At 60.2% G+C, this 25,365-nt stretch carries 23 protein-coding genes and 1 pseudogene; 20 read left to right on the top strand and 4 right to left on the bottom strand.

The annotated features are described in order from the left end of the window. Nucleotides 1-70 precede the first annotated feature (70 nt). Together K5R88_RS13280 and K5R88_RS13275 are read left to right on the top strand one after the other, a co-directional pair. Nucleotides 71-1,003, top strand: coding sequence for an ABC transporter ATP-binding protein (locus K5R88_RS13280; protein WP_008032944.1), 933 nt, complete (start codon nt 71-73; stop codon nt 1,001-1,003). Further along, nucleotides 1,000-1,779, top strand: a complete 780-nt coding sequence (locus tag K5R88_RS13275; RefSeq protein WP_008032943.1) for an ABC transporter permease — start codon at nt 1,000-1,002, stop codon at nt 1,777-1,779. The genes K5R88_RS13280 and K5R88_RS13275 overlap by 4 nt, the downstream gene beginning before the upstream one ends. Nucleotides 1,780-1,902: 123 nt before the next feature. Here the strand turns inward: K5R88_RS13275 and K5R88_RS13270 are convergent, their stop codons facing one another. Continuing rightward, complete coding sequence (locus K5R88_RS13270) at nt 1,903-3,027, bottom strand: IS481 family transposase (protein WP_226299186.1); 1,125 nt, start codon at nt 3,025-3,027, stop codon at nt 1,903-1,905. Between the two features lie 848 nt (nt 3,028-3,875). Then, nucleotides 3,876-4,394: a DUF2062 domain-containing protein gene (locus K5R88_RS13265; protein WP_008031552.1), complete on the bottom strand. Its 519-nt coding sequence runs from the start codon at nt 4,392-4,394 to the stop codon at nt 3,876-3,878. A 135-nt stretch (nt 4,395-4,529) separates the two neighbouring features. On the opposite strand from K5R88_RS13265, the gene K5R88_RS13260 reads away from it, so the two are divergent. The 12 genes from K5R88_RS13260 (at nt 4,530) to K5R88_RS13205 (ending at nt 15,991) form a co-directional block, all read left to right on the top strand. Beyond that, nucleotides 4,530-6,752 carry a DNA internalization-related competence protein ComEC/Rec2 gene (locus K5R88_RS13260; RefSeq protein WP_226300097.1) on the top strand — a complete coding sequence of 741 codons (2,223 nt, stop codon included), beginning with the start codon at nt 4,530-4,532 and terminating at the stop codon, nt 6,750-6,752. A gap of 98 nt (nt 6,753-6,850) precedes the next feature. After that, nucleotides 6,851-7,489: a MotA/TolQ/ExbB proton channel family protein gene (locus tag K5R88_RS13255; protein WP_008045105.1), complete on the top strand. Its 639-nt coding sequence runs from the start codon at nt 6,851-6,853 to the stop codon at nt 7,487-7,489. Beyond that, a complete protein-coding gene (locus tag K5R88_RS13250; protein ID WP_008031559.1) occupies nt 7,486-7,917 on the top strand; it encodes an ExbD/TolR family protein in 432 nt (143 codons plus the stop codon). The genes K5R88_RS13255 and K5R88_RS13250 overlap by 4 nt, the downstream gene beginning before the upstream one ends. Continuing rightward, on the top strand, nt 7,917-8,927 hold the full coding sequence (lpxK, locus tag K5R88_RS13245; RefSeq protein WP_226300096.1) for a tetraacyldisaccharide 4'-kinase: 1,011 nt from the start codon (nt 7,917-7,919) through the stop codon (nt 8,925-8,927). Before K5R88_RS13250 ends, lpxK begins: the two co-directional genes overlap by 1 nt. Nucleotides 8,928-8,951: 24 nt before the next feature. Next, the gene (locus tag K5R88_RS13240) at nt 8,952-9,137 is read left to right on the top strand and encodes a Trm112 family protein (protein ID WP_007945752.1); all 186 of its coding nucleotides are present in this window, start codon (nt 8,952-8,954) and stop codon (nt 9,135-9,137) included. Next, nucleotides 9,134-9,898 carry a 3-deoxy-manno-octulosonate cytidylyltransferase gene (kdsB, locus tag K5R88_RS13235; protein ID WP_192420260.1) on the top strand — a complete coding sequence of 255 codons (765 nt, stop codon included), beginning with the start codon at nt 9,134-9,136 and terminating at the stop codon, nt 9,896-9,898. Before K5R88_RS13240 ends, kdsB begins: the two co-directional genes overlap by 4 nt. Further along, a complete protein-coding gene (locus tag K5R88_RS13230; protein WP_226300095.1) occupies nt 9,898-10,368 on the top strand; it encodes a low molecular weight protein-tyrosine-phosphatase in 471 nt (156 codons plus the stop codon). Before kdsB ends, K5R88_RS13230 begins: the two co-directional genes overlap by 1 nt. Then, complete coding sequence (murB, locus tag K5R88_RS13225; RefSeq protein WP_008031565.1) at nt 10,365-11,384, top strand: UDP-N-acetylmuramate dehydrogenase; 1,020 nt, start codon at nt 10,365-10,367, stop codon at nt 11,382-11,384. Before K5R88_RS13230 ends, murB begins: the two co-directional genes overlap by 4 nt. Before the next feature lie 248 nt (nt 11,385-11,632). Beyond that, nucleotides 11,633-12,103 carry a (2Fe-2S)-binding protein gene (locus K5R88_RS13220; protein ID WP_008031566.1) on the top strand — a complete coding sequence of 157 codons (471 nt, stop codon included), beginning with the start codon at nt 11,633-11,635 and terminating at the stop codon, nt 12,101-12,103. Then, nucleotides 12,100-14,421, top strand: a complete 2,322-nt coding sequence (locus K5R88_RS13215; RefSeq protein ID WP_226300094.1) for a xanthine dehydrogenase family protein molybdopterin-binding subunit — start codon at nt 12,100-12,102, stop codon at nt 14,419-14,421. Before K5R88_RS13220 ends, K5R88_RS13215 begins: the two co-directional genes overlap by 4 nt. Beyond that, complete coding sequence (locus tag K5R88_RS13210; RefSeq protein ID WP_226300093.1) at nt 14,421-15,404, top strand: XdhC family protein; 984 nt, start codon at nt 14,421-14,423, stop codon at nt 15,402-15,404. The genes K5R88_RS13215 and K5R88_RS13210 overlap by 1 nt, the downstream gene beginning before the upstream one ends. Then, nucleotides 15,401-15,991 (top strand): nucleotidyltransferase family protein, encoded by a 591-nt coding sequence (locus K5R88_RS13205; protein ID WP_226300092.1) that lies wholly within the window; start codon nt 15,401-15,403, stop codon nt 15,989-15,991. The genes K5R88_RS13210 and K5R88_RS13205 overlap by 4 nt, the downstream gene beginning before the upstream one ends. Before the next feature lie 164 nt (nt 15,992-16,155). On the opposite strand, the gene rne is transcribed toward K5R88_RS13205, so the two are convergent. Next, on the bottom strand, nt 16,156-19,380 hold the full coding sequence (gene rne / locus K5R88_RS13200) for a ribonuclease E (RefSeq protein WP_226300091.1): 3,225 nt from the start codon (nt 19,378-19,380) through the stop codon (nt 16,156-16,158). A gap of 701 nt (nt 19,381-20,081) precedes the next feature. Here rne and rluC point away from each other — a divergent pair. From rluC to sppA, 3 genes are read left to right on the top strand one after another with little or no spacing between them, the layout of a single operon-like run. Then, the gene (rluC, locus tag K5R88_RS13195) at nt 20,082-21,044 is read left to right on the top strand and encodes a 23S rRNA pseudouridine(955/2504/2580) synthase RluC (protein ID WP_008031576.1); all 963 of its coding nucleotides are present in this window, start codon (nt 20,082-20,084) and stop codon (nt 21,042-21,044) included. Next, nucleotides 21,031-21,693, top strand: a complete 663-nt coding sequence (locus K5R88_RS13190) for an HAD-IA family hydrolase (protein ID WP_226300090.1) — start codon at nt 21,031-21,033, stop codon at nt 21,691-21,693. Before rluC ends, K5R88_RS13190 begins: the two co-directional genes overlap by 14 nt. 25 nt (nt 21,694-21,718) lie before the next feature. Beyond that, nucleotides 21,719-22,708, top strand: a complete 990-nt coding sequence (sppA, locus tag K5R88_RS13185; protein WP_226300089.1) for a signal peptide peptidase SppA — start codon at nt 21,719-21,721, stop codon at nt 22,706-22,708. Nucleotides 22,709-22,828: 120 nt separating this feature from the next. Here the strand turns inward: sppA and K5R88_RS13180 are convergent, their stop codons facing one another. Continuing rightward, nucleotides 22,829-23,407, bottom strand: a complete 579-nt coding sequence (locus K5R88_RS13180; RefSeq protein WP_226300088.1) for a Maf family protein — start codon at nt 23,405-23,407, stop codon at nt 22,829-22,831. A 105-nt stretch (nt 23,408-23,512) separates the two neighbouring features. Here K5R88_RS13180 and K5R88_RS13175 point away from each other — a divergent pair, with 105 nt between their 5' ends. The 3 genes and pseudogenes from K5R88_RS13175 to plsX all read left to right on the top strand — a co-directional run bounded on the left by K5R88_RS13175 (nt 23,513) and on the right by plsX (nt 25,250). After that, nucleotides 23,513-24,040: a YceD family protein gene (locus tag K5R88_RS13175; RefSeq protein WP_008031588.1), complete on the top strand. Its 528-nt coding sequence runs from the start codon at nt 23,513-23,515 to the stop codon at nt 24,038-24,040. A 13-nt stretch (nt 24,041-24,053) separates the two neighbouring features. Next, complete coding sequence (rpmF, locus tag K5R88_RS13170) at nt 24,054-24,236, top strand: 50S ribosomal protein L32 (protein ID WP_003179396.1); 183 nt, start codon at nt 24,054-24,056, stop codon at nt 24,234-24,236. Between the two features lie 4 nt (nt 24,237-24,240). Further along, nucleotides 24,241-25,250, top strand: a pseudogene (gene plsX, locus K5R88_RS13165) (phosphate acyltransferase PlsX). The last annotated feature ends 115 nt before the right edge of the window (nt 25,251-25,365 follow it).

Here is a 25,365-nt window from a genome sequence, read left to right as displayed (position 1 = left end):
GCCGCGGTTGCAATGCTCGCCGCCCGCCCTTATTGATCCCTTTCTTCCCTTCTTGGTGCGTAAATCCGATATGAGTTCCGCTCTGTCCATCCGGCAGCTAACCAAAACCTACGGCAACGGTTTCCAGGCCCTGAGTGGTATCGATCTGGACGTCGCCGAAGGTGACTTTTTCGCCTTGCTCGGCCCCAACGGCGCCGGCAAATCCACGACCATCGGCATTCTCTCGACCCTGGTGAACAAAACCAGCGGCACAGTGAATATCTTCGGCAACGACCTGGACAAGAATCCTGCGCAGCTCAAGCGCTCCATCGGCGTGGTGCCCCAGGAATTCAACTTCAACCAGTTCGAAAAAACCTTCGACATCGTCGTGACCCAGGCCGGTTATTACGGCATCCCGCCGAAAATCGCCAAGGAGCGCGCCGAGCAATACCTGACCCAACTCGGCTTGTGGGACAAACGCGATGTACCGTCGCGCTCGTTGTCCGGCGGCATGAAGCGTCGCTTGATGATCGCTCGCGCGCTGGTTCACGAACCGCGTCTGCTGATCCTCGACGAACCGACGGCGGGGGTCGATATCGAGCTGCGTCGTTCGATGTGGACGTTCCTCACCGAGCTGAACCAGAAAGGCATCACCATCATCCTCACCACGCACTATCTGGAGGAGGCTGAGCAGTTGTGCCGCAACATCGGCATCATCGACCACGGCACGATCGTCGAGAACACCAGCATGAAACAGCTGCTTGGCCAGCTGCATGTGGAAACCTTCCTGCTCGACACGAAAAACATGCTGAGCGTTGCGCCGCAGTTGCTGGGTTACCCGACCCGTTTGCTCGACGGCCATACCCTTGAAGTCCAGGTCGACAAGTCCATGGGCATCACCGCGCTGTTCACTCAACTGGCGCAGCAGAACATCGAAGTGCTGAGCCTGCGTAACAAAACCAATCGCCTCGAGGAGTTGTTCGTGTCCCTGGTGGAGAAAAATCTGTCGAAGGTGGCGGTATGAGTTCCGAGCTGCAGCCCAATCTCGTCGCGCTCAATACCATCGTTTATCGCGAGGTCAAACGCTTCACCCGGATCTGGCCGCAGACGCTGCTGCCGCCGGCGATCACCATGGTTTTGTACTTCGTGATCTTCGGCAATCTGATCGGCCGGCAGATCGGTGACATGGGTGGTTTCACCTATATGGAATACATCGTGCCGGGGCTGATCATGATGTCGGTGATCACCAACTCCTACGGCAACGTGGTGTCGAGTTTCTTCGGCAGCAAGTTCCAGCGTTCCATCGAGGAACTGATGGTGTCGCCGGTGTCGCCGCACACGATTCTGATCGGCTACACCCTGGGCGGTGTGCTGCGCGGGTTGATGGTCGGGCTCATTGTGACGTTGCTGTCGCTGTTCTTTACCAAGTTGCAGGTGCATCACCTGGGCGTGACCATTCTGGTGGTGGTGCTGACGGCGACGATCTTCTCGTTGCTGGGTTTCATCAACGCGGTGTTTGCGCGCAACTTTGATGATATTTCGATCATTCCAACGTTTGTGCTGACGCCGCTGACCTATTTGGGCGGGGTGTTTTACTCGATCTCGTTGTTGCCGCCGTTTTGGCAGACGGTGTCGTTGGCGAACCCTGTTTTGCATATGGTCAATGCGTTTCGGTACGGGATTTTGGGTGTTTCGGACATCAGGATCAGTGTGGCGATTACGTTCATGCTGGTGGCGACGGTGGTGTTGTATATCGGGTGTGCGCGGTTGTTGGTTAGTGGTCGCGGGATGCGGACTTAAGGGTACATATCCGTTGCTTCGGTAGTGGCTGATATTGGTTTCGCCCTTACGGCGAGTCACTTTGGAAAAGCCTGTACGGACCGGACACATGGTGGACACATGTGCGGGGACATGGTTGACACATTATGACCCATAGTCAGGTTTGCTCACGTCGAACGTTCTTAGGAAGTGATGGCAGAAGTAGACGTCAAAGAGTCCATTTCTTTCAGGGTTGGGCCGTATTGCGATGTGCTGCCCAACCAAGCCCTTGGCGATGCTGAAATAGCGTTTCTGAAAGCGAAATCGGCTGTGATAAACCTTGGCCAACACATCGTCCGGCCCGTATTCAAACTCCGATAGTTGCTGCGGATAAGCCCAGGGGCTAGAGCGATACCGGTCCATCGGCACTTGATAGTTCAACGCTTGATGAGGCCGTTGCAGGTTATAAACCTCCCGCCATCGATCAAACGCGGATTGAGCCTCCTTGACCGTGGAAAATTGACGCCCCTCAAGCACTTCGGCTTTGAGTGAACGGTGGAAGCGCTCGATCTTCCCATTGGTTTGGGGATGGTAAGGGCGGCTGAAGCTGATCCGGATTCCTAAACGAATCAGCCAGATACTCAGCTCTGTGATTTCACCTGGGTTGCGCGGTGAGCCCCATGGCGGGCCGTTATCAACATTGATGCGTGCTGGTAATCCGAAGCGCTGGAATACCTCAATCATCTTTTCCTTCACCGTGGCTCCGCGCTCGTTATCGCAGGCCTGAATAGCCAAATTGAATCGTGAGTGGTCGTCCAACAAAGTCAGGGGGTGGCATCGGCCTTCTTGCGTTGAGAAGTGCCCCTTGAAATCCATCTGCCACAGATCGTTAGGCGCATCGTGTTCAAATCTCAGCTTGGCCTCTTGCTCATTCTGAGCAGGCTGAATCAGCCCGTGCCTGCGCAGGACATTGGTGACGGTGCTGGGAGCGATCTGCTTTTTCAAGATGATGCTGATTGTGCGTCCGCCCCATGCGGGATGTTCTTGCCTGAGGGCTAAGACTTCGGCCTCCAAAGCAGCAGGGGTCAGCTTGGGGCTGGTTGCAGGTCTGCGGGACTTCTCTTGCAGTCCCGACTGACCGTGTGTCTCGTAGCGGTTGAGCCACTTGTAGGCCGTTTGCGGACTGATGCCGAACCGTCGACACAGTTCTCGTTTATTGCTGCCGGGTTGCCGTGCTAAGGCAACAAACTCTTCTTTCAGGCTCATGGTATCTCTCGTGTCCCAGGGCATGATGGATTCCCGGCGAAGTTGGCTCGCCGAAAAGTGTCCACCATGTCCCCGCACACCCGTCAACCATGTGTCCGGTCCGTACAAAAAGCCCCAAAGTAACCAAAGGGCTCTTGCCCCTTTCGTTCGGTGCCTCGCCTAGGCTCGGCATGCCCTCGCTCCGGTCCTGCTCCGTGGGCCCGCCGCGATCGGCCATCCTTGGCCGTGCGCGGCTAACCCGGCATCCATGCCGGGTTGCCCACTGCGCAGAACCTGCGCTCGGCCTCTCGAGGGGGCGACCACCGCCACAACCGCCGAGGCGGCCTGAAAGCCGACCTGGCTCTTTGGGGTACGCGTTGTCCTTCTCTGCTGCGTTCACTCATTCCCGACATGTACACAAACCCCTGTAGGAGCCGGCTTGCTGGCGATAGCGTCCGTTCAGTCAATAAATGCGTCGACAGACCCACCGCTATCGCCAGCAAGCCGGCTCCTACAGTTGATCGTATTTATCCAAATGCATATGCATATGCATTTCCCTTGTAGGAGCCAGCTTGCTGGCGATGGCGTCCTTTCAGGCGACAAATGCGTCAACTGACCCACCGCCATCGCCGGCAAGCCGGCTCCTACAGGGAATCGCGTGCGCTTTTGATTTTCACCACTCATCAGGCCGAGCGTTAGCTCGCCTTCCGCTTTTGATCTGAGCGCCCCCTCGAGGGCATGGCGAGCCTTAGCGAGCCACCGAACGAAAGGGGCAAGAGCCCTTGGTTACTTGGGGCTCTTCCAAGTTACTCGCCGTAAGGGCGAAACCAATAGCCGCCGTTACCGCAGTAATGGATATGTACCCCCGACCCAATCCCGCCCAGCTACCGCATTCACAACATCCGCTTCTTCTTGCGCCGAGCCCACTGCCGACTCACCCACCACCGCCAATACATCATCACCAGGCAATAAGCGAGCGCCCCCAACACCAGCCCCACCACAACCGACCCCAGCAAAAACGGCTGCCACAGCGTAGACAGCTCCCCGCTGATCCACTCCCAGGTCAACTCATCCGGCAGATGACGAGCCGGGACATCCATCAACCACGCCCCAGTCTGGTACGTACAAAAAAACACCGCAGGCATGGTGATCGGATTAGTCAGCCAGACCAGACTGACCGCAATCGGCATATTGCCGCGTACGACAATGGCCAGAACCGCCGCCACCAGCATCTGCAGCGGAATCGGCAGGAACGCCGCAAACAAACCCACCGCCATCGCCCGTGCGACCGAGTGACGGTTGAGATGCCAGAGGTTCGGGTCATGCAACAGCGTGCCGAGAAAGCGTAAGGATTTGTGTTCCCTGATGCTGATCGGGTCTGGCATGTAACGTTTGAATAAGCGCCGGGGCATAGGGCTTCTCGGTCGGTTAAGGCGGCAAGTATGTCTGGATTCTATGAGCCGCCCATTCAGACTTTGTGACAATTAATAACGATGCACGTGCTGTGAGCCGGCTATGCCTAGGAGGGGACTCTCAAGGACGGGCGTATGCGCACAGGGATGATGGCGCTGGCGTTGGGTCTGCTGGCCCTGCGTTTTTTGCCGGTATTACCGCCGGTCTGGTTATGGCTGGTGTTGCCCGTAACGGGTTTGATGGCGCTGCCGTTTCGCACGTACCCATTGGCTTTTTTTCTGTTCGGCATCAGTTGGGCCGGCGCAAATGCGCAGTGGGCGCTGGATGATCGTTTGCCAGCGCATCTCGATGGCGAAACCCGTTGGGTCGAAGGGCGGGTTACCGGTTTGCCGCAGAACAATGACGGGGTTGTGCGCTTCGAACTGACAGACGTCCGGTCGCGACAGGCCGAGGTGCCGCAACGGATGCGCCTGGCCTGGTATGACGGACCGCCGGTCAACAGTGGTGAACGCTGGCGGCTCGCGGTGAAGCTGAAACGTCCTGCCGGGCTGCTCAATCCTCATGCCTTCGATTACGACGCCTGGCTGTTGGCACAACGCATCGGCGCTACCGGAACGATCAAGGACGGTGAGCGGCTCAGGGAAGCCCGATGGGCCTGGCGCGACAGCATCCGCCAGCGTTTGCAAACCGTGGATGCCCAGGGGCGAACCGGGGCGTTGATTGCGCTGGTGCTGGGGGATGGCGCCGGGCTGAGTCGTGAGGATTGGCAGGTGTTGCAAGACACCGGCACTGTGCATTTGCTGGTGATTTCCGGACAGCACATCGGTTTGCTGGCGGGGGTGGTTTACCTGCTGATTGCCGGACTCGCTCGTTATGGGGTGTGGCCGAGCCGTTTGCCGTGGCTGCCATGGGCCTGCGCACTGGCATTCGCCGCCGCCCTTGGTTACGGACTGCTGGCGGGGTTCGAAGTACCGGTGCGGCGGGCTTGCGTGATGATCGGCCTGGTGCTGTTGTGGCGCCTGCGATTTCGTCACCTCGGCGCCTGGTGGCCGCTGTTGCTGGCGCTCAACGCTGTTTTGTTGCTGGATCCGCTGGCGAGCCTGCAACCAGGTTTCTGGTTGTCCTTCGCCGCAGTGGCGGTGTTGATCTTCACCTTCGGCGGTCGCTTGGGGCCGTGGCGATGGTGGCAAACCTGGACCCGTGCTCAATGGCTGATCGCGATCGGACTGGGCCCGTTGCTCTTGGTGTTGGGATTGCCGATCAGTCTCAGCGGGCCGGTCGCCAATCTGCTGGCGGTGCCCTGGATCAGTTTGCTGGTATTGCCACCGGCCTTGCTGGGAACCCTGTTGTTGCCGCTGCCGTATGTGGGCGAGGGCTTGTTGTGGCTGGCAGGTGGGCTGATCGACTGGCTGTTCAAGGGCCTTGGGTTGATGGCCGGTCAATTGCCAGCGTGGGTGCCCACGGCGATTCCATTGTGGATATGGGCACTGGGCATGCTCGGCGCGTTTCTGCTGTTAATGCCTCGCGGTGTACCGCTGCGCCCGCTGGGTTGGCCGTTGTTGCTGTTGCTGGTTTTTCCACCACGGCCACTTTTGCCGGAGGGCATCGCTGAAGTCTGGCAGCTGGATGTCGGCCAGGGGTTGGCGATTCTGGTGCGAACTCGCCATCACACGCTGTTGTATGACACCGGACCACGCTTCGGCGACTTCGATCTAGGCGAGCGAGTGGTCCTGCCAGCGATGCGCAAACTCGGCGTGAACGAACTCGACCTGATGTTGATCAGCCACGCCGACGCCGATCACGCTGGTGGTGCGCGAGCGGTTGCCAATGGTTTGCCGATAAAGCTGGTGCTCAGCGGTGATCCCTTGGCGCTGCCCGCCGAATTGCACGCCGATGCCTGCGAGAGTGGCCAGCAATGGACCTGGGACGGCGTGAGGTTTCAGCTCTGGCAATGGCCTTCGGCCACGGACCGCAATCAAAAGTCCTGCGTGCTGCAAATCGAAGCCAAAGGCGAGCGATTATTGCTGACCGGAGACATCGACAGCGCCGCCGAGCGCGCCCTGCTCGACAGCCCGCTCGCAGTGCCCACCGATTGGTTGCAGGCGCCGCACCACGGTAGCCGCAGCTCGTCGTCGATGGCGTTGCTCACTGCGTTGCAACCCAAAGCCGTGCTGATCTCTCGCGGCAACGGCAATTCGTTCGGTCACCCGCACCCCACGGTCATGGCCCGTTATAAAAAACGCGGTATGGAAATCCATGACAGCGCCGAGCAGGGCGCCATCCGTCTGCACCTCGGACGCTTCGATCCCCCGTGGACGATGCGTCAAGAACGGCGTTTCTGGCGTTCCACGCAATAACCGCGAGTTATGAAAGCCCGACCAGATGCGACATCACGGTCTTCGGTGCATCGACCCCCTATGTTAGAGTGGCGCACTTTTTCGAGGGGACTGTCACTGTGTGGGAATTGGTCAAATCCGGCGGCTGGATGATGCTGCCGATCATTCTGAGTTCCATCGCGGCCATGGCGATCGTCGCCGAGCGTCTCTGGACCCTTCGCGCCAGTCGTGTGACCCCGGAGCACTTGCTCGGGCAGGTCTGGGTGTGGATCAAGGACAAGCAACTCAATAAAGAAAAACTCAAGGAATTGCGCGCCAATTCGCCATTGGGCGAGATTCTGGCGGCAGGCTTGGCCAACTCCAGACATGGTCGCGAGATCATGAAAGAGTGCATCGAAGAAGCCGCCGCGCGGGTGATTCATGAGCTCGAGCGCTACATCAATGCGCTGGGCACCATCGCTGCCATGGCGCCGTTGCTGGGTTTGCTCGGCACCGTGCTGGGCATGATCGATATTTTCAGCGCGTTCATGGGGACGGGCATGGGCACCAATGCCGCCGTGCTGGCCGGTGGTATTTCGAAGGCCTTGATCACCACGGCTGCTGGTCTGATGGTCGGTATCCCTGCGGTATTTTTCCACCGTTTCCTGCAACGCCGCATCGATGAGCTGGTGGTGGGCATGGAGCAGGAAGCGATCAAGCTGGTCGAGGTGGTGCAGGGTGATCGTGACGTGGACCTGACCGAGGGCAAAAAAGCGTGAAATTCCGCCGCAAACCGCGGGAAACGGTCGACATCAACCTCGCGTCGCTGATCGACGTGGTGTTTATCCTGCTGCTGTTTTTCGTCGTGACCACTACCTTCACCCGTGAAACCCAGTTGCGCGTCGATCTGCCCGAAGCGGTCAGCGGTTCGCCTGCCGAAGACCAGCAGGTTAAACACCTGGACGTGGCCATCAGCGCCGAAGGCGTGTTCTCGGTGAACAATCAGGTCTTGCAGAAGAACGATCTGACCGCGCTCATGGACGCGTTGCAAAAAGAATCCAACGGTGACACCAACCTGCCGCTGTCGATCAGTGCGGATGGCAAGACCCAGCATCAATCGGTCATCACCGCCATGGACGCCGCCGGCAAACTCGGCTTCAGTCACCTGCGCATGACCACTGTCGAGGCGGCGCAGCCCGCGCCCTGATGGCCATGTCCGATCGCTTGCTCGCCGCGTGGTACCAAGGGCATCCGGCCCTGAAACTGTTGCAGCCGCTGGAGTGGCTGTACCGGCGCCTGGTCATGAACAAGCGCAAACGCTTTCTGGCGGGTGAGGGCGAGATTTATCAGCCACCGGTGCCGCTGATCGTCGTGGGCAACATCACGGTGGGCGGCACCGGCAAGACGCCGCTGATTCTGTGGATGATCCAGCATTGTCAGCGCAGCGGCTTGCGGGTCGGCGTGGTCAGCCGTGGTTATGGCGCCAAACCGCCGCAACTGCCATGGCGCGTCGAGGCCGATCAAAGCGCCGACATCGCTGGCGATGAACCGTTGCTGATCGTCCAGCGTACCGGCGTTCCGTTGATGATCGACCCGGACCGCAGCAGTGCGGTCAAAGCGCTGCTGGCGAGCGAACCTCTGGACCTGATTCTCTCCGACGACGGCATGCAACATTACCGTTTGGCCCGCGACCTTGAGCTGGTGCTGATAGACGCCGCCCGAGGCCTGGGCAACCAGCGCTGCCTGCCTGCGGGACCGTTGCGCGAACCGGTCGAACGCCTGCAAAGCGTTGACGCGGTGCTGTACAACGGCGCCACCGATGATCGCGACAACGGTTTTGCCTTCCAGCTGCAACCCACGGAACTGGTCAACCTGCACAGCGGCGAACGCCGTCCCCTCGACCACTTCCCAGCAGGCCAGGCACTGCACGCCGTGGCCGGGATCGGCAATCCGCAGCGTTTCTTCACGACCCTCGAAACGCTACACTGGCAGCCAGTCCCGCATGCATTTGCCGACCACGCCGAGTACAGCGTGCAGGCCTTGAATTTCACACCGTCATTGCCGTTGGTGATGACCGAAAAGGACGCGGTGAAGTGCCGTGCCTTCGCCGCCGCCGATTGGTGGTACCTGGCGGTCGATGCTGCGCCATCGCCGGCCTTCGTGGCCTGGTTCGATACGCAGTTGATGCGCCTGTTGCCGGCTCGACTTTTGCCTTAAACCGTTTATATCCAGGGAATGCTCATGGACACCAAATTGCTCGACATCCTCGCTTGCCCGGTCTGCAAAGGCCCGCTCAAGCTCAGCGCCGACAAAACCGAGCTGATCAGCAAGGGCGCCGGCCTGGCGTACCCGATTCGCGACGGCATCCCGGTGATGCTCGAAACCGAAGCTCGCACGCTGACCACCGACGAGCGTCTGGATAAATGACCACCGCCTTTACCGTTGTCATTCCATCGCGTTACGCCTCGACCCGCCTGCCGGGCAAACCGCTGCTGCTGATCGCCGGCAAGCCGATGATCCAGCACGTCTGGGAACAAGCGTGCAAAAGCAGCGCCGAGCGTGTGGTGGTTGCCACTGACGATGCGCGCATTGTCGAGGCGTGCATCGCGTTTGGTGCCGACGTGGTGCTGACCCGCGAAGACCACAATTCCGGCACGGACCGTTTGGCTGAAGTCGCTGCAAAACTCGGTCTGGCGTCCGACGCGATCGTGGTCAACGTGCAGGGTGACGAACCGCTGATCCCGCCAAGCGTGATCGATCAGGTCGCGGCCAACCTCGCAGCCCACACCGAAGCGCGCATGGCCACGCTGGCCGAGCCGATCGAAGATGTCGAAACCCTGTTCAACCCCAACGTGGTCAAGGTGGTCAGCGACCTCAATGGCCTGGCACTGACGTTCAGTCGTGCGACGTTGCCATGGGCTCGGGACGCGTTCGCGAAAAGTCGAGACGTGTTGCCGGAAGGCGTGCCGTATCGCCGCCACATTGGCATCTACGCCTACCGCGCCGGTTTCCTGCATGACTTCGTCAGCTGGGGCCCGTGCTGGCTGGAAAACACCGAATCCCTGGAACAGCTGCGTGCGCTGTGGCACGGCGTGCGGATTCACGTCGCCGACGCGCTGATCGCACCGCCTACCGGCGTCGATACGGTTGAAGACCTCGAGCGCGTTCGTCGCCTGCTGGAGGCCTGATGCGGGTTTTGTTCGTTTGCCTGGGCAACATCTGCCGTTCACCCACGGCCGAAGGTGTGCTGCGGCACAAATTGCGCGAAGCGGGGCTGGCCGATCAAGTCGAAGTTGCCTCCGCCGGCACCGGTGACTGGCACGTCGGCAGGGCTCCGGACAAACGCAGCCAGGCCGCGGCCAAGCTGCGCGGTTACGACCTGTCCAGCCAACGCGCCCAGCAAGTGAGCCGCGCCGATTTTTCCACGTACGACCTGATCCTGGCGATGGACAACAGCAACCTGAGCGACCTCATGGCGCTGCAACCTGCCAAGGGCAAGTCCAAGGCCGAACTGGACCTGTTTCTGCGCCGCTACCAGTCGCAAGTCGATGAAGTGCCGGACCCTTACTACGATGGCAACCAGGGCTTTGAGCAGGTGCTCGACTTGATCGAAAGCGCTTGTGATCGACTGGTGATCGAATTGAAGGGCCGGTTATGAGTTTGCAGGTTCAGCCACAGGTTTCGCTCAAGCCTTACAACAGCTTTGGCGTGGACGTTCAGGCCCGCTTGTTTGCCGAGGCTCACAGCGATGCCGACGTGCGCGAGGCGCTGGCCTATGCGGTGGAGCATGACGTGCCGCTGCTGGTGATCGGTGGTGGCAGCAACCTGCTGCTGACCGCCGACATCCAGTCGCTGGTGCTACGCATGGCGACACGTGGGATTCGTATCCTGAGCGACGACGGCAGCAAGGTCGTGATCGAAGCCGAGGCCGGCGAGCCTTGGCATCCGTTTGTGCAACACACCCTGGCGCAGGGGTTGTCGGGTCTGGAAAACCTCAGCCTGATCCCCGGCACCGTCGGCGCGGCACCGATGCAGAACATTGGCGCCTATGGCGTGGAGATCAAGGACGTGTTTGCCGGCCTGACCGCGCTGGATCGCCAGACTGGCGAGCTACGTGACTTCACGCTGGCCGAATGCAACTTCGCTTACCGCGACAGCCTGTTCAAACAGGAACCGGGGCGTTGGTTGATCCTGCGGGTTCGTTTCGCCCTGGACCGTGCCGAGCACTTGCATCTGGAGTACGGCCCGGTGCGTCAGCGTCTGACCGAGCAAGGCATCGATCACCCGACCGCCACTGACGTCAGCCAGGCGATTTGCAGCATCCGCAACGAAAAACTTCCGGACCCGGCAGTGCTCGGTAACGCCGGCAGCTTCTTCAAAAATCCCTTGGTGCCGGCGGCACTGGTCGCTCGGCTCAAAGGCGAATACCCGGACCTGGTGGCTTACGCGCAACCCGACGGGCAGATGAAGCTGGCTGCGGGCTGGTTGATCGAGCGGGCAGGGTGGAAAGGTTTTCGCGAGGCCGACGCTGGCGTGCATAAGTTGCAGGCGCTGGTGCTGGTCAACTACGGGGCCGCGACTGGCCTGCAGTTGCTGAACCTGGCACAGCGCATCCAAAAAGACATTTCAGAACGCTTCCATGTCGATCTGGAAATGGAGCCCAATCAGTATTGAGGCTACGCTTTCAAGGCTGATCTCAAAGCCCTGCACATCTTCGATTGTGCAGGGCTTTTTTTGTTAATGCTGGGTTAACTTAGCCCCCTAACGATGCAAGCATTTGCTCCATCAAGGGCCCGATGCAGACATCTCCGTCCGCATAAGAGAGCCTCATTAGCCTGAGTCGATCTGCGTGATGCCAACCGCTAATCCCCCAGCGGCAGATTGCTCGACCCCATAACCCATACCACTATGCGGGCGTGCCCATGATTACCCTGAAACTCAATGGTCAAGACCATCAACTCGATGTCACCGAGGACATGCCGCTGCTCTGGGCCATCCGCGACGTGGCCGGTTACAACGGCACTAAGTTCGGCTGCGGCATGGGCCTGTGCGGCGCCTGCACCATTCACATCGAAGGCGCTCCGGCGCGCAGTTGCATCACGCCGATCGGCTCGGTAGTCGGTCAGAACGTCAGCACCATCGACAACCTGCACGCCGACCCGGTCGGGCAAATCGTGCAGCAAGCCTGGCTCGACACCGCCGTCGCCCAGTGCGGTTACTGCCAGGGCGGGCAGATCATGTCCGCCACCGCACTGCTCAAGACCAACCCGAACCCGAGCGACGAACAGATCGAAGAGGCGATGGTCGGCAATATTTGCCGTTGCGGCACCTACAACCGCATCAAGACCGCCATCCGCCAGGCATCCACTCACCTGAAGGAAGCCAAGGCATGAGCCAGTTCCCGAATGATTTCGCCCTGAGTAACCTCAGCCGTCGCGGCTTCCTCAAAGGCGTCGGTGCCACCAGTGCGCTGGTGGTCGCCGCGAGTTGGGGCTGGCAGGACGCGTTCGCAGCCGAGAAGGAAAAGAAATTCGGCGCCGACGGCATGCCCAACGGCTGGATCGATGATCCGAAGGTGTACGTCAGCATCGCTGCGGATGGCACGGTGACCGTGGTTTGCAACCGTTCGGAAATGGGCCAAGGCGTACGCACCAGCCTGACCATGGTCGTGGCCGATGAACTTGAAGCCGACTGGGCGCAGGTGAAAGTGCAGCAGGCGCCGGGCGATGAAGTGCGCTTCGGCAACCAGGACACCGACGGTTCGCGCAGCATGCGCCACTGGTACGAGCCGATGCGCCGCTGCGGTGCAGCCGCGCGGACCATGCTCGAACAGGCGGCCGCCGAACAGTGGAAAGTCCCGGTCGGCGAGTGCCACGCGCAATTGCACAAAGTCATCCATAAACCGAGCGGTCGTGAACTGGGTTACGGTGCGCTCGCCGTCGCTGCCGGTGCGCTGGCGGTACCGGCACGTGACAGCCTGCGGCTCAAGGAACCGTCAGAATTCCGCTACATCGGCAAGGAAGGCACCAAGGCCATCGACGGTGCTGACATCGTCAACGGCCGCGCGATCTACGGTGCCGACGTGCATATCGACGGCATGCTGTACGCCGCAATTGCACGTCCGGCGGTGTACGGCGGCAAGGTCAAATCCGTGGATGACAGCGCGGCGCTGAAAGTCCCCGGGGTGGTCAAAGTCATCCAGATCGAAGGCCGTCCGCTGCCCTCGGAATTTCAGCCGTTGGGCGGCGTGGCGGTGGTGGCCAGCAATACGTGGGCGGCGATCAAGGGCCGCGATGCACTGAAAATCGAATGGGACGACGGCCCCAACGCCAGTTACGACTCGATCGCCTACCGCAAGGAAATTGAAGCGGCGTCGCTCAAGCCCGGCAAAGTGGTGCGCAATACCGGCAACATCGACCAGGCCATGAGCGGCGCCGACAGCACCCTCGAAGCCTCTTACTATCTGCCGCACCTGACGCAAGCGCCGATGGAGCCGATGGTCGCCATCGCCCGTTTCAAGGATGGCGTGTGCGAAGCCTGGGCGCCAAGCCAGGCGCCGCAGGTCACCCGTGAACGAATCGGCGAACGCCTGGGCATTCCGTTCGATAACGTCACCTTCCACGTCACCCTGCTCGGCGGCGGTTTCGGCCGCAAGTCCAAGCCGGACTTCATCATCGAAGCGGCGATCCTCGCCAAGGAATTCCCCGGTAAGGCGGTGCGGGTGCAATGGACTCGTGAAGACGACATCCACTGTTCGTATTTCCACACCGTCTCGGCTGAATACTTGAAGGCCAGCCTGAACAAGGACGGCCTGCCGTCGGGTTGGTTGCACCGCACGGTAGCGCCGAGTATCACCGCGCTGTTCGCGCCGGGCATGAACCATGAGGCCGCTTTCGAGCTGGGCATGGGCTTCACCAACATGGCTTACGCGATCCCCAACGTGCGCCTGGAGAACCCGGAAGCGGCGATTCATACGCGGGTCGGCTGGTATCGCTCGGTGTCGAACATTCCTCACGGCTTCGCGATCCAGTGCTTTGTCGATGAGTTGGCACACAAGGCCAAACAGGATCCGCTCAAGTACCAGATCAAATTGCTCGGTCCGGACCGTCAGATCGATCCGCGTACGTTGAGTGAAGAGTGGAACTACGGCGAGTCGCCCGAACGCTATCCGATCGACACCGGGCGCATGCGCACCGTCCTTGAAACCGCCGCGAAAGCCGCGGGTTGGGGGCGAGAGTTGCCGAAGGGCAGAGGCCTGGGACTGGCAGTGCATTACAGCTTCGTCACTTACGTGGCGGCGGTGATCGAGGTCGAAGTCAAAGATGACGGCACGTTGATCGTGCACAAGGCCGATATAGCGGTGGATTGCGGCCCGCAGATCAACCCGGAGCGGATTCGCTCGCAGTTCGAAGGTGCTTGTGTGATGGGGCTGGGCAACGCGGTGCTGGGCGAGATCAGTTTCAAGGACGGCAAGGTCCAGCAAGACAACTTCCATATGTACGAAGTGGCGCGCATGTCCCTGGCGCCGAAGGAAGTCGCCGTGCATCTGGTCACGCCGCCGGGCGTGGTGCCGTTGGGTGGTGTCGGTGAACCTGGCGTGCCGCCGATTGCGCCGGCGCTGTGCAATGCGATTTTCGCCGCCACCGGCAAACGCATCCGCAACTTGCCGGTTCGTTATCAATTGCAAGGTTGGCAGAAGGCCGAGGCTTGATGGACAGCGTCGATCTGAATGTCCTGCGCAGCGTGCTGGAATGGCGCCGCGCCGGTCAGCGAGTGGTGTTGTACAGCGTGGTCCAGACCTGGGGCACCGCGCCCCGGGCGCCGGGCGCAATGTTGGCCTTGCGCGAAGACGGGGTGGTGATTGGTTCGGTGTCTGGTGGTTGTGTCGAGGATGACTTGATCGCCCGGTTGCACGATGGCCGGATTCCGGCTGACGGGCCGCCGGTGCAGTTGATCACTTATGGCGTTACTCGTGAGGAGGCCGCACGGTTTGGTTTGCCGTGCGGCGGCACGTTGCGCCTGACCGAGGAGCGAGTCGGCGACCCGGCTTGGGTTGCCGGGTTGCTGGCGAGTTGCGAGGCCCATGAAATCACGGCGCGCTCGCTGGATATCGCGAGCGGTGAAGTGACGTTGCAGCCGGCGACCAAGAACGACGCGCTGAGTTTTGACGGCACCACGCTACGCGCCATTTACGGTCCGCGTTGGCGGTTGTTGTTGATCGGTGCAGGGCAACTATCCCGTTATGTCGCCGAGATGGCGCGGCTGCTGGATTTCGAAGTGCTGATCTGCGATCCACGCACCGAGTTCGCTTACGGCTGGGAAGAACAGCATGGGCGCTTCGTATCCGGAATGCCGGACGAAGCGGTGCTGAACATCCAGACCGACGAACGTACGGCCATCGTCGCGCTGACTCACGATCCGCGCCTGGATGACATGGCGTTGCTGACGGCGCTCGATTCCAGGGCGTTTTATGTCGGTGCGCTGGGGTCGCGGATCAACAGCCTGAAGCGCCGGGAAAACCTCGCTCAGCTAGGCTTGTCCCAAGAGGCCATCGAGCGCTTGCACGGCCCGATCGGTCTGCACATCGGCAGCCATTCCCCGGCGGAAATCGCCTTGTCGCTGCTGGCGGAAATTGTCGCGATCAAGAACGGCGTCGAGCTGAAACAGAAGAAGCCGTTGCAGGAGGAGGCATGAGCGGGCCAAACGGCGTCATCATGTTGGCGGCGGGGCAGGGCACTCGGTTTCGACAGGTGGCGGGTGCCGACAGGGACAAGTTGTTGGCTGACTGTACGGGGCGCGATGGCGGCGTTCGTTCGGTGATCGAGCAGGTGTTGGTGAGTTTGCCGGCCAGTCTTGAGAGGCGCGTTTTGGTGACGACTGCAGATCGCCCGCAAGTGATTCGCATGGCCAAGGCTTATGGTTTTGAGATTGTGCTGGTGGAATCCTCCGGTATGGGCGACAGCATTGCGGCTGGGGTGGCGGCGTGCCCGCAGCTCGGTGGCTGGTTGATTGTGTTGGGGGATATGCCGTTCATTCTGCCGTCGACGATTGAGCAGGTGTTGGCGGGGATTTCTGATGATGGGATCAGTGTTCCGGTGATCAATGGCGAATACGGGCATCCGGTTGGTTTCGGGCGAACGTTTGGACCGGGTTTGATGGCGTTATCGGGTGATCGTGGGGCCAAGCTGTTGTTTGCGTCGGCAAGGGTGGTTGAGGTGGCGGTGGAGGATGCCGGGGTGTTGTGGGATGTGGATGTGCCTGAGGCGTTGGTTTTCGCCTGATACACCGCCTTCGCGGGCAAGCCTCGCTCCTACAGTGATCGGCGGAAAACCTGTAGGAGCGAGGCTTGCCCGCGAAGAACGATAACGCGGTCTAACTGTGGAACCGCCGGCATAAAAAAGCCCCGCCTGGGTTACCAGGCGGGGCTTTTTAGTAGCCGATGGAATCAGACGAGAGGTTTAGGCTCGTGCTCTTTTTCCTGGGCTTGCTCGTGTTGCTCTACCGCTTCCTGAACGGAGCGTGGAGCTTCGTCGATCACGGAGTCAGCTGGTTCGGCAGCCACTTCAGCAGCCGGGGCAGGAGCAGCCTCGACGACTTCAGCAACAACCGGTGCCACTTCGACAGCGACCGGAGCAGCAGCGGCAGCCAGTTCGGCTTCCTTCTGCAGGCGCTCTTCTTCACGCTTGCGACGACGCACTTCACGCGGGTCGTTAGGTGCGCGGCCACTTGGTGTCAGGGCACTGGCCGGGGCAGCTTCAACCACTGGTGCAGCCACTTCGGCGACAACAGGGGCTTCAACGACCGGAGCAGGCTCTGGTTCGGCAGCCACAACAACAGGCTCGACAACCGCAACTTCAGCGACTGGCGCTGGCGTTTCGACCGCTACCGGCTCGGCAACCCAGTTGAAAGCGGTTTGCTCTTCGCGAACTTCACGAACGGTTTCGGTCACGGTTTCAGCGACGGTTTCAACAACCGGCTCTGCAACCACGGCAGGCGTTTCAGCAACAACGGCAGGCTCAGCGGCAGCTTCGACTTCAGGCTGTGCTTCACAAACCGGTGCCACTTCGACTTCCGGAGCGGCAGTTACTTCTACAGGCGTGGTCGCTTCAACGACTGGCGCTTCGACTGGAGCAGTTTCCAGTGTGGCGGCAGTGGCGCGTTCGGCTTGCTCGTTGGCCTGTGCTTCGGCCGGAGCGCTGATCACGGTGCTGGCAACGGCTGCGGTAACAGCCAGGCCAGCGGCCAGATCGGCAGCGCTTGGTGCTTCGGCGCCTTCGTTACCTTCGGCGGACTCGGATTCTTCCGAACCTTCGATCACGTTGCCGTTGGCATCGCGTTGACGCTCGCGACGGTTGCTGCGACGACGCTGGCCACGGGAGCGGCGGCGTGGACGATCGCCTTCGGCGCCTTCCTGACCGTCTTCCTGCAGTTGCTCTTCGTTGCCAGTCAGCTCTTCTTCAGCAACGGCGGCAGCGGCTTGCTCGGCGCGTGGTTGACGCTCCTCACGCGGAGGACGTGGCGCACGCTCTTCGCGTGGCTGACGAGCTGGACGCTCTTCAGCAGCAGCGGTAGCGGTAGCGGCAGCAGCAGCCGGAGCGGCGGCGTCCAGCGGTTCACGCAGTTCACGAACACGTTCTTCACGCTCGCCACGTGGCTTGCGATCTTCACGAGGTGCGCGTGGTGCACGTTCTTCGCGAGGGGCGCGTGGTGCACGCTCTTCACGTGGAGCGCGTTCTTCGCGAGCGACTGCCGGGGTTTCTTCACGGGCTTCGCGTGGCTCACGTGGTGCGCGTTCTTCACGCGGTGCACGTTCCTCGCGAGGCTTGCGTTCTTCATCGCGGCGACCGTTACGGTTGCGGCTCTGCTGACGGCCGTTGCGACGCTCTTCGTTACGGGCCGGGCGCTCGGTGGTTGCTGGTTTTTCAACCACAACCGGAGCAGCAGGCTCTTCCTTGGTAGCGAACAGGCTGACCAGCGACTTCACCAGGCCTTTGAACAGGCTTGGCTCTGGCGCGGCGGCCGGTGCAGCAACCGGTGCGGCGACGACTTCGGTCGGAACCGGAGCGTTGGCGCGGGCCGGCGCAGTCTTGACCGCGGCTTCCTGGCGAACCAGGGTGCGGGTCGCAGCGGCTGGCTGGACTTCTTCGACTTCGGCAGCGGCAGCAGCGATTTCGTAGCTGGACTGGTTGATGCTGGCTTCCGGGCTGTCATCACGCAGGCGCTGAACTTCGAAGTGCGGCGTTTCGAGGTGATCGTTCGGCAGAATGACGATGCGGGCACGGGTGCGCAGTTCGATCTTGGTGATCGAGTTGCGTTTTTCGTTAAGCAGGAAGGCTGCGACCGGAATTGGCACTTGTGCGCGAACTTCGGCGGTGCGGTCTTTCAGGGCTTCTTCTTCGATCAGGCGCAGGATCGCCAGCGACAGCGATTCAACATCACGGATGATGCCGGTGCCGTTGCAACGCGGGCAAACGATGCCACTGCTTTCGCCGAGCGATGGACGCAGGCGCTGACGGGACATTTCCAGCAGGCCGAAGCGCGAGATGCGGCCAACTTGCACGCGAGCGCGGTCGGCTTCCAGGCATTCGCGGACTTTCTCTTCCACGGCGCGCTGGTTCTTGGCAGGGGTCATGTCGATGAAGTCGATGACGATCAGGCCGCCGATGTCGCGCAGGCGCAACTGACGGGCGATTTCTTCGGCGGCTTCAAGGTTGGTCTGCAGGGCGGTTTCTTCGATGTCGCTGCCTTTGGTGGCGCGCGCCGAGTTGATGTCGATGGACACCAGGGCTTCGGTCGGATCGATAACGATGGAACCACCGGAAGGCAGCTCGACGACGCGCTGGAAAGCGGTCTCGATCTGGCTTTCGATCTGGAAACGGTTGAACAGCGGAACGCTGTCTTCGTACAGCTTGATCTTGCTGGCGTACTGCGGCATCACCTGGCGGATGAAGGTCAGGGCTTCGTCCTGGGCTTCAACGCTGTCGATCAGCACTTCGCCGATGTCCTGGCGCAGGTAATCGCGGATGGCGCGGATGATCACGTTGCTTTCCTGGTAGATCAGGAACGGCGCGGAGCGATCCAGCGAGGCTTCTTTGATGGCGGTCCAGAGTTGCAGCAGGTAATCGAGGTCCCACTGCATTTCTTCGCTGCTGCGGCCCAGGCCGGCAGTGCGCACGATCAGACCCATGTCGGCCGGTGCAACCAGACCGTTCAGGGCTTCACGCAGTTCGTTGCGCTCTTCACCTTCGATGCGACGGGAGATACCGCCGGCACGCGGGTTGTTCGGCATCAGAACCAGGTAACGACCGGCCAGGCTGATGAAGGTGGTCAGGGCTGCGCCCTTGTTGCCACGTTCTTCTTTTTCGACCTGAACGATGACTTCCTGGCCTTCGCTCAGGACGTCTTTGATGTTGACGCGGCCTTCAGGGGCTTTCTTGAAGTATTCGCGGGAGATTTCTTTGAGGGGCAGGAAGCCGTGGCGCTCGGAGCCGAAATCGACAAAGGCAGCCTCAAGGCTTGGTTCGATGCGAGTAATCCGGCCTTTATAGATGTTGGCCTTCTTCTGCTCGCGTGCACCGGATTCGATGTCCAGGTCGTAGAGGCGTTGGCCATCTACCAGTGCAACACGCAACTCTTCGGGTTGAGTTGCGTTAATCAGCATTCTTTTCATGTAGTACCGTCGGTTTCCGGGCTGCCGGAAACGGCGTTCGGCACACACGACTTCTCATGGTCGGTGTCAGGTGCGTCGGGAGTGGTTGGCCATTCCCGTGTCTAGCGAAGTCCGGCCAATGTGGGCCTTCGTCGCGACGTACGCGTCCTGCTTGCTGTGGCTACTTAAGCACTCAGTCAGGAGGAGGAATCAACCGGCGGCTGTGGACGAGATGAAGCGTCTTGATAAAGCCTATTGCTACACAGTCCAGCGGTTGTGCATCTCCACCCTACACGTATCCCTGATAATTCGGGTGCTGCCGCGCGCAGAATCCGCAGCGGGTTGGCATTTACCGTGAGCTCCGAAAGGGGAGGTCACGCATCATGGCTAATTTAGGCGTTGTTTCCGAAGCATTCGCTCGGGGTCATTCGCAGCTGACTGCACTTTGTGAACTGGCCGTGAATATGGGCTCGCGTAGCGAGTGAGAACTCTGCTTTGCGGCGTGATTCAGGCCTCATGTCACCTGCGCTCGTTACACCTGCAAACTCCACCGTTACGTAGCGAAAGCGCCGTAGGACGGCCTCGCGTCCTGGTGAATTGCATTGGTCAGGGCCGGTTTTTGACCGTTTGTCCGCTGTCCAGGCCGCTTTTGGCGGCGTTCGCGACTATAGCAGTAATGATTAAGTGCTTCAATTCCATAAAAAATTGATATCATCCGCGCCATGACGACTACTGCCCCCTCGACCCCAGGCGTACAACTGCTTGAGGTCTCGCCGGAATATGCCGGCCAACGTATTGATAACTTCCTTCTCGCTCGGCTCAAAGGCGTGCCCAAGACCTTGATTTACCGCATTTTGCGCAAAGGCGAAGTGCGAGTGAACAAAGGCCGGATCAAGCCCGAATACAAGCTGCAGGCGGGCGATATCGTGCGCGTGCCGCCGGTTCGCGTGCCTGAACGCGACGAACCTGTGCCGCTGGCCCAGGGCTTGCTGCAGCGACTTGAAGCCTCGATTGTCTATGAAGACAAAGCGCTGATCGTGATCAACAAGCCTTGCGGCATTGCGGTTCACGGCGGCAGCGGCCTGACTTACGGCGTGATCGAAGCCTTTCGTCAGTTGCGTCCGGATTGCAAGGAGCTCGAGCTGGTTCACCGCCTGGACCGTGACACCTCCGGCCTGCTGATGATCGCCAAGAAACGCAGCATGCTGCGTCACTTGCACACGGCCTTGCGCGGTGATGGCGTGGACAAGCGCTACATGGCGCTGGTTCGCGGCAACTGGGCGGCATCGATCAAGCAAGTCCGTGCATCGCTGGGCAAGAGCAATCTGCGTTCCGGCGAGCGGATGGTCGAGGTCGACGAGGAGGAGGGCAAGGAATCGGTGACCGTGTTCAAGGTCCTGCGTCGATTCGGCGACTTTGCCACCTTGATCGAGGCCAAGCCGATCACTGGCCGGACTCACCAGATTCGCGTTCACACTTTGCACGCCGGGCATTGCATTGCCGGCGACACCAAGTACGGCGATGACGATTTCAGCAAGGAAATCCGCGATCTGGGCGGCAAGCGCCTGTTCCTGCATGCGTACATGCTGACCGTGCCGCTGCCGGATGGCGGCGAACTGAAGTTGCAGGCGCCTGTCGACGAGATGTGGGCCAAGACTGTGGAGCGCCTGAGTGCACCCCTCTGATTACAAGCTGCTGATTTTCGATTGGGACGGCACGCTGGCTGATTCCATTGGTCGGATTGTTGAGGCGATGCACGTTGCGTCCGAGCGTTCCGGTTTTCAGTTGCGCGATGACTTTGCTGTCAAAGGCATCATCGGTCTGGGCCTGTCGGAAGCGATTCGCACGCTGTACCCCGAGATCAGCGATACCGAACTGGTGGCGTTTCGCGAGCATTATGCGGACCACTACATCGCCTCTGAAGCCGTGCCTTCGCCGTTGTTCGAAGGCGTCGTCGAGTCGATGGAGGCGTTCCGCGCCGAGGGCTATCATTTAGCGGTTGCCACCGGCAAAGCGCGTCGCGGGCTGGATCGGGTGCTGAAGTCGCACGGCTGGGAAGATTATTTCGACATCACCCGTGCCGCCGACGAAACCGCCAGCAAACCCCATCCTCTGATGCTTGAGCAGATCCTCGCCCATTGCGAAGTTCGTCCGGAGCAAGCGTTGATGGTCGGCGATTCGTCATTCGACCTGCAGATGGCGCGCAATGCCGGCATGGATTCGGTGGCGGTCAGCTACGGCGCGCAATCGATTGAAGCGCTGAAGTTGTTCGAGCCGGCGCTGGCTATTGATCGTTTTTCAGAATTGCATGCCTGGCTGAGTCAGCGGGCTTAATACGTTTTTTCCGGGGTAGATGGCCATGACCGACGAATGGAAAGCGCCCGCCAATCCGAGCGCAGAGAGCGGTGACGAGAAAAGCTGGAAGCTGCTGGAAAAGACCCTGCTCGCCAGCGTGCAGGAGCAGCGTCGGTCGCGTCGCTGGGGGATTTTCTTCAAGTTGCTGACCTTTGTGTACCTGTTTGGCGCGTTGATTCTGTTCACGCCGCTGATGGACATGGAGAAAGCCGCCACTCGCAGCGCCAATTACACTGCGCTGATCGAAGTGACGGGCATGATCGCCGACAAGGAGCCCGCCAGCGCTGACAACATCGTCGGCAGCCTGCGTGCCGCCTTCGAAGATAAGAAGGTCAAAGGCGTCATCCTGCGCATCAACAGTCCGGGCGGCAGTCCGGTGCAGTCCGGCTACGTGTATGACGAGATTCGCCGGTTGCGCGGCTTGAACCCGGACACCAAGGTTTACGCGGTAATCTCCGATCTGGGGGCTTCCGGTGCTTATTACATTGCCAGTGCGGCGGATCAGATCTATGCCGACAAGGCGAGCCTGGTGGGTTCCATTGGTGTGACGGCGGCGGGTTACGGGTTTGTCGGCACGATGGAGAAGCTGGGTGTCGAGCGTCGGACCTATACGTCGGGCGAGCACAAGTCGTTCCTCGATCCGTTCCAGCCGCAGAAGCCTGAGGAAACCCGGTTCTGGCAGGGCGTGCTCGATACGACGCACCAGCAGTTCATCAACAGCGTCAAGACGGGTCGTGGCGACCGACTCAAGGATAAAGAGCATCCGGAGTTGTTCTCCGGGTTGGTCTGGTCCGGTGAGCAGGCGCTGCCACTGGGGCTGATCGATGGTCTGGGTAATGCCAGTTCGGTAGCGCGTGATGTGATTGGCGAGAAAGAGCTGGTGGACTTCACCGTTCAGGAATCGCCGTTCGATCGCTTCTCGAAGAAACTGGGTGCCAGCGTGGCTGAGCAGTTGGCGATGTGGATGGGCTTCCAGGGTCCGTCGCTGCGCTGATCTTCCGGCTACATAAAAAAAACCGGCCCGAGTGGCCGGTTTTTTGTTGGCGCCCACATCCTGTAGGAGCCGGCTTGCCGGCGATGGCGTCCTCAAGATCGGTGAAGGACTCGACAGCCGTCAGGGGATTTGCACGCCTTCAGCCAGCAGCATGTCGATCAGACGAATCAGCGGCAGGCCGATCAGGCTGGTGGCGTCAGGGCCTTCGGTGCGCTGAAACAGGCTCACCCCCAATCCTTCCGCCTTGAAGCTGCCAGCGCAATCGTAGGGCTGTTCGGCGCGCAGGTAGCGTTCGATGCGTGCGGTATCGAGTGTGCGCATGTGCACGGTGAACGGAACGCAGTCGACCTGGCAGTGTCCCGTCTGGCTATTGAGCAGGGCCAGGCCGGTCAGAAAGGTTACGCTGGTGCCGCTTGAGGCCAGCAACTGCTCACGAGCCTTTTCGAAGGTGTGGGGTTTGCCGATAATGCGCTTGCCGAGCACTGCGACCTGATCGGAGCCGATAATCAGATGGGCGGGGTGGCTGCCGGCAAGGGCCCGGGCTTTTTCTTCGGCGAGGCGCTTTACCAGTTCGACGGCGGCCTCATTCGGCCGATGACTTTCGTCGATGTCCGGCGAGCTGCAGGTGAACGGCAGCTGCAAGCGGGCCAGCAATTCTCGGCGATACACTGAGCTTGAAGCGAGTAATAAAGGCAGCATGCGCATCTCCAGAAGACAGGCGCGAATTCTAGCGAGGCTTCCAGGTGACGGACAGGGCTGAATTTCCTTTGACATGGCTGGGTGCATCCCTATAATGCTGCGCCTATGTTGAATGACCCGATTCCACCTCACGTTGACCCGCGCAAATTGGCTGACCGTGGCACCACCCTTCAAGGTGAACTGCTGCTGGCCGATTTGGAGAGACTCTGCGACCCGCTTTCCGACAATGTCGGTACGGTGCAGGCTAAATTCGTTTTTGAACGAGATGAACGTAAGTCTGTGGTAATCCACAGCTTTATCGACACCGAAGTCAAAATGGTTTGCCAGCGTTGTCTTGAGCTGGTCACCCTGCCGATCCACAGCGAATGCAGTTATGCTGTGGTGAAGGAGGGTGCGAATACCCAGTCGTTGCCGAAAGGTTATGACGTGCTGGAACTGGGCGAAGATCCTTTGGATCTGCAGTCACTGATCGAGGAGGAGCTTCTGCTCGCCTTGCCCATTGTGCCTGCTCATCATCCGGAAGAATGCCAGCAGCCGGCGGGTCTCGATGAGCCCGAACCGAGCGAGGACGAGGTAACGCGGTCCAACCCGTTCAGTGTATTGGCGCAGTTAAAGCGTGACCCAAACGTTTAGGAGTTAATCAATTATGGCTGTTCAGCAGAACAAAAAATCCCGCTCCGCCCGTGACATGCGTCGTTCGCACGACGCTCTCGAGGCTAGCACCCTGTCTGTAGAAAAAACCACCGGTGAAGTTCACCTGCGTCACCACGTATCGCCAGAAGGCGTATACCGTGGCCGTAAAGTGATCGACAAGGGCGCTGACGAGTAATCACTTGTCCGCTCAAGTCATCGCGATTGACGCAATGGGCGGGGACTTCGGTCCCCGCAGCATTGTTCAGGCCAGCCTTGCTTGTCTGATTGCTACGCCCTCGCTGCACCTGACCCTTGTCGGTCAACCCTCCCTTCTTGAAGAATTGATCGCTGGCCAATCGGCTGTGGATCGCTCGCGCCTGTCGATTACCCCGGCATCCGAAGTGATCACCATGGACGAAAAGCCTGCCCAAGCCTTGCGCGGCAAGCCGGACTCGTCGATGCGCGTGGCGCTCGAGTTGTTGCGTGATGGCAAGGTTCAGGCCTGTGTCAGCGCCGGCAATACCGGCGCGCTGATGGCCTTGTCACGGTTCGTGCTCAAGACCTTGCCGGGCATTGACCGGCCGGCCATGGTCGCGGCGATTCCGACGCAGAAGGGCTACTGTCAGTTGCTCGACCTGGGCGCCAACGTCGATTGCAGCGCCGAGCATCTGCTGCAGTTTGCGGTGATGGGCTCGGTCGCGGCGCAAACCCTGGGCATCGTTCGTCCACGGGTCGCATTGCTGAACATCGGCACCGAAGACATCAAGGGCAATCAGCAGGTCAAGCTGGCGGCGACCTTGTTGCAGAGCGCTCGCGGCATCAACTACATCGGTTTTGTCGAAGGTGACGGTTTGTACCGTGGCGAGGCGGATGTGGTGGTGTGCGACGGTTTTGTCGGCAATATTTTGCTCAAGTCCAGTGAAGGTCTGGCGACCATGATTGCCGGGCGAATTGAAGCGCTTTTCAAAAAAACCTCGCATCGAAAGTAGTGGGGGCCCTGGCGCTGCCGCTGATGAAGCGTCTTCAGGCTGATCTGGCGCCTGCTCGGCATAACGGCGCAAGCTTCCTCGGGTTGCAGGGGATTGTGGTGAAAAGCCACGGTTCGGCAGGGGTTCAGGGCTTCCAGAGTGCGATTCAGCGAGCCTTGATCGAGATCCAGGAAAACCTGCCGGAGCGCATTCACGGTCGTCTGGAGGATTTGTTGCTTTAGGCGTTTTCGTCGGACAATGCTTAAATGTGACCGCTCAGTTCAATTTGCCATCCAACTGTCAGTTTCTTGCGTCCCCCAAGCGGGACGTCAATTCTCCGACGACAAGATCATTAGG

This window comes from Pseudomonas sp. MM213 (assembly GCF_020423045.1).
GTDB classification, from domain to species: domain Bacteria; phylum Pseudomonadota; class Gammaproteobacteria; order Pseudomonadales; family Pseudomonadaceae; genus Aquipseudomonas; species Aquipseudomonas migulae.
This window is presented reverse-complemented; position numbering and strand designations above follow the sequence as displayed.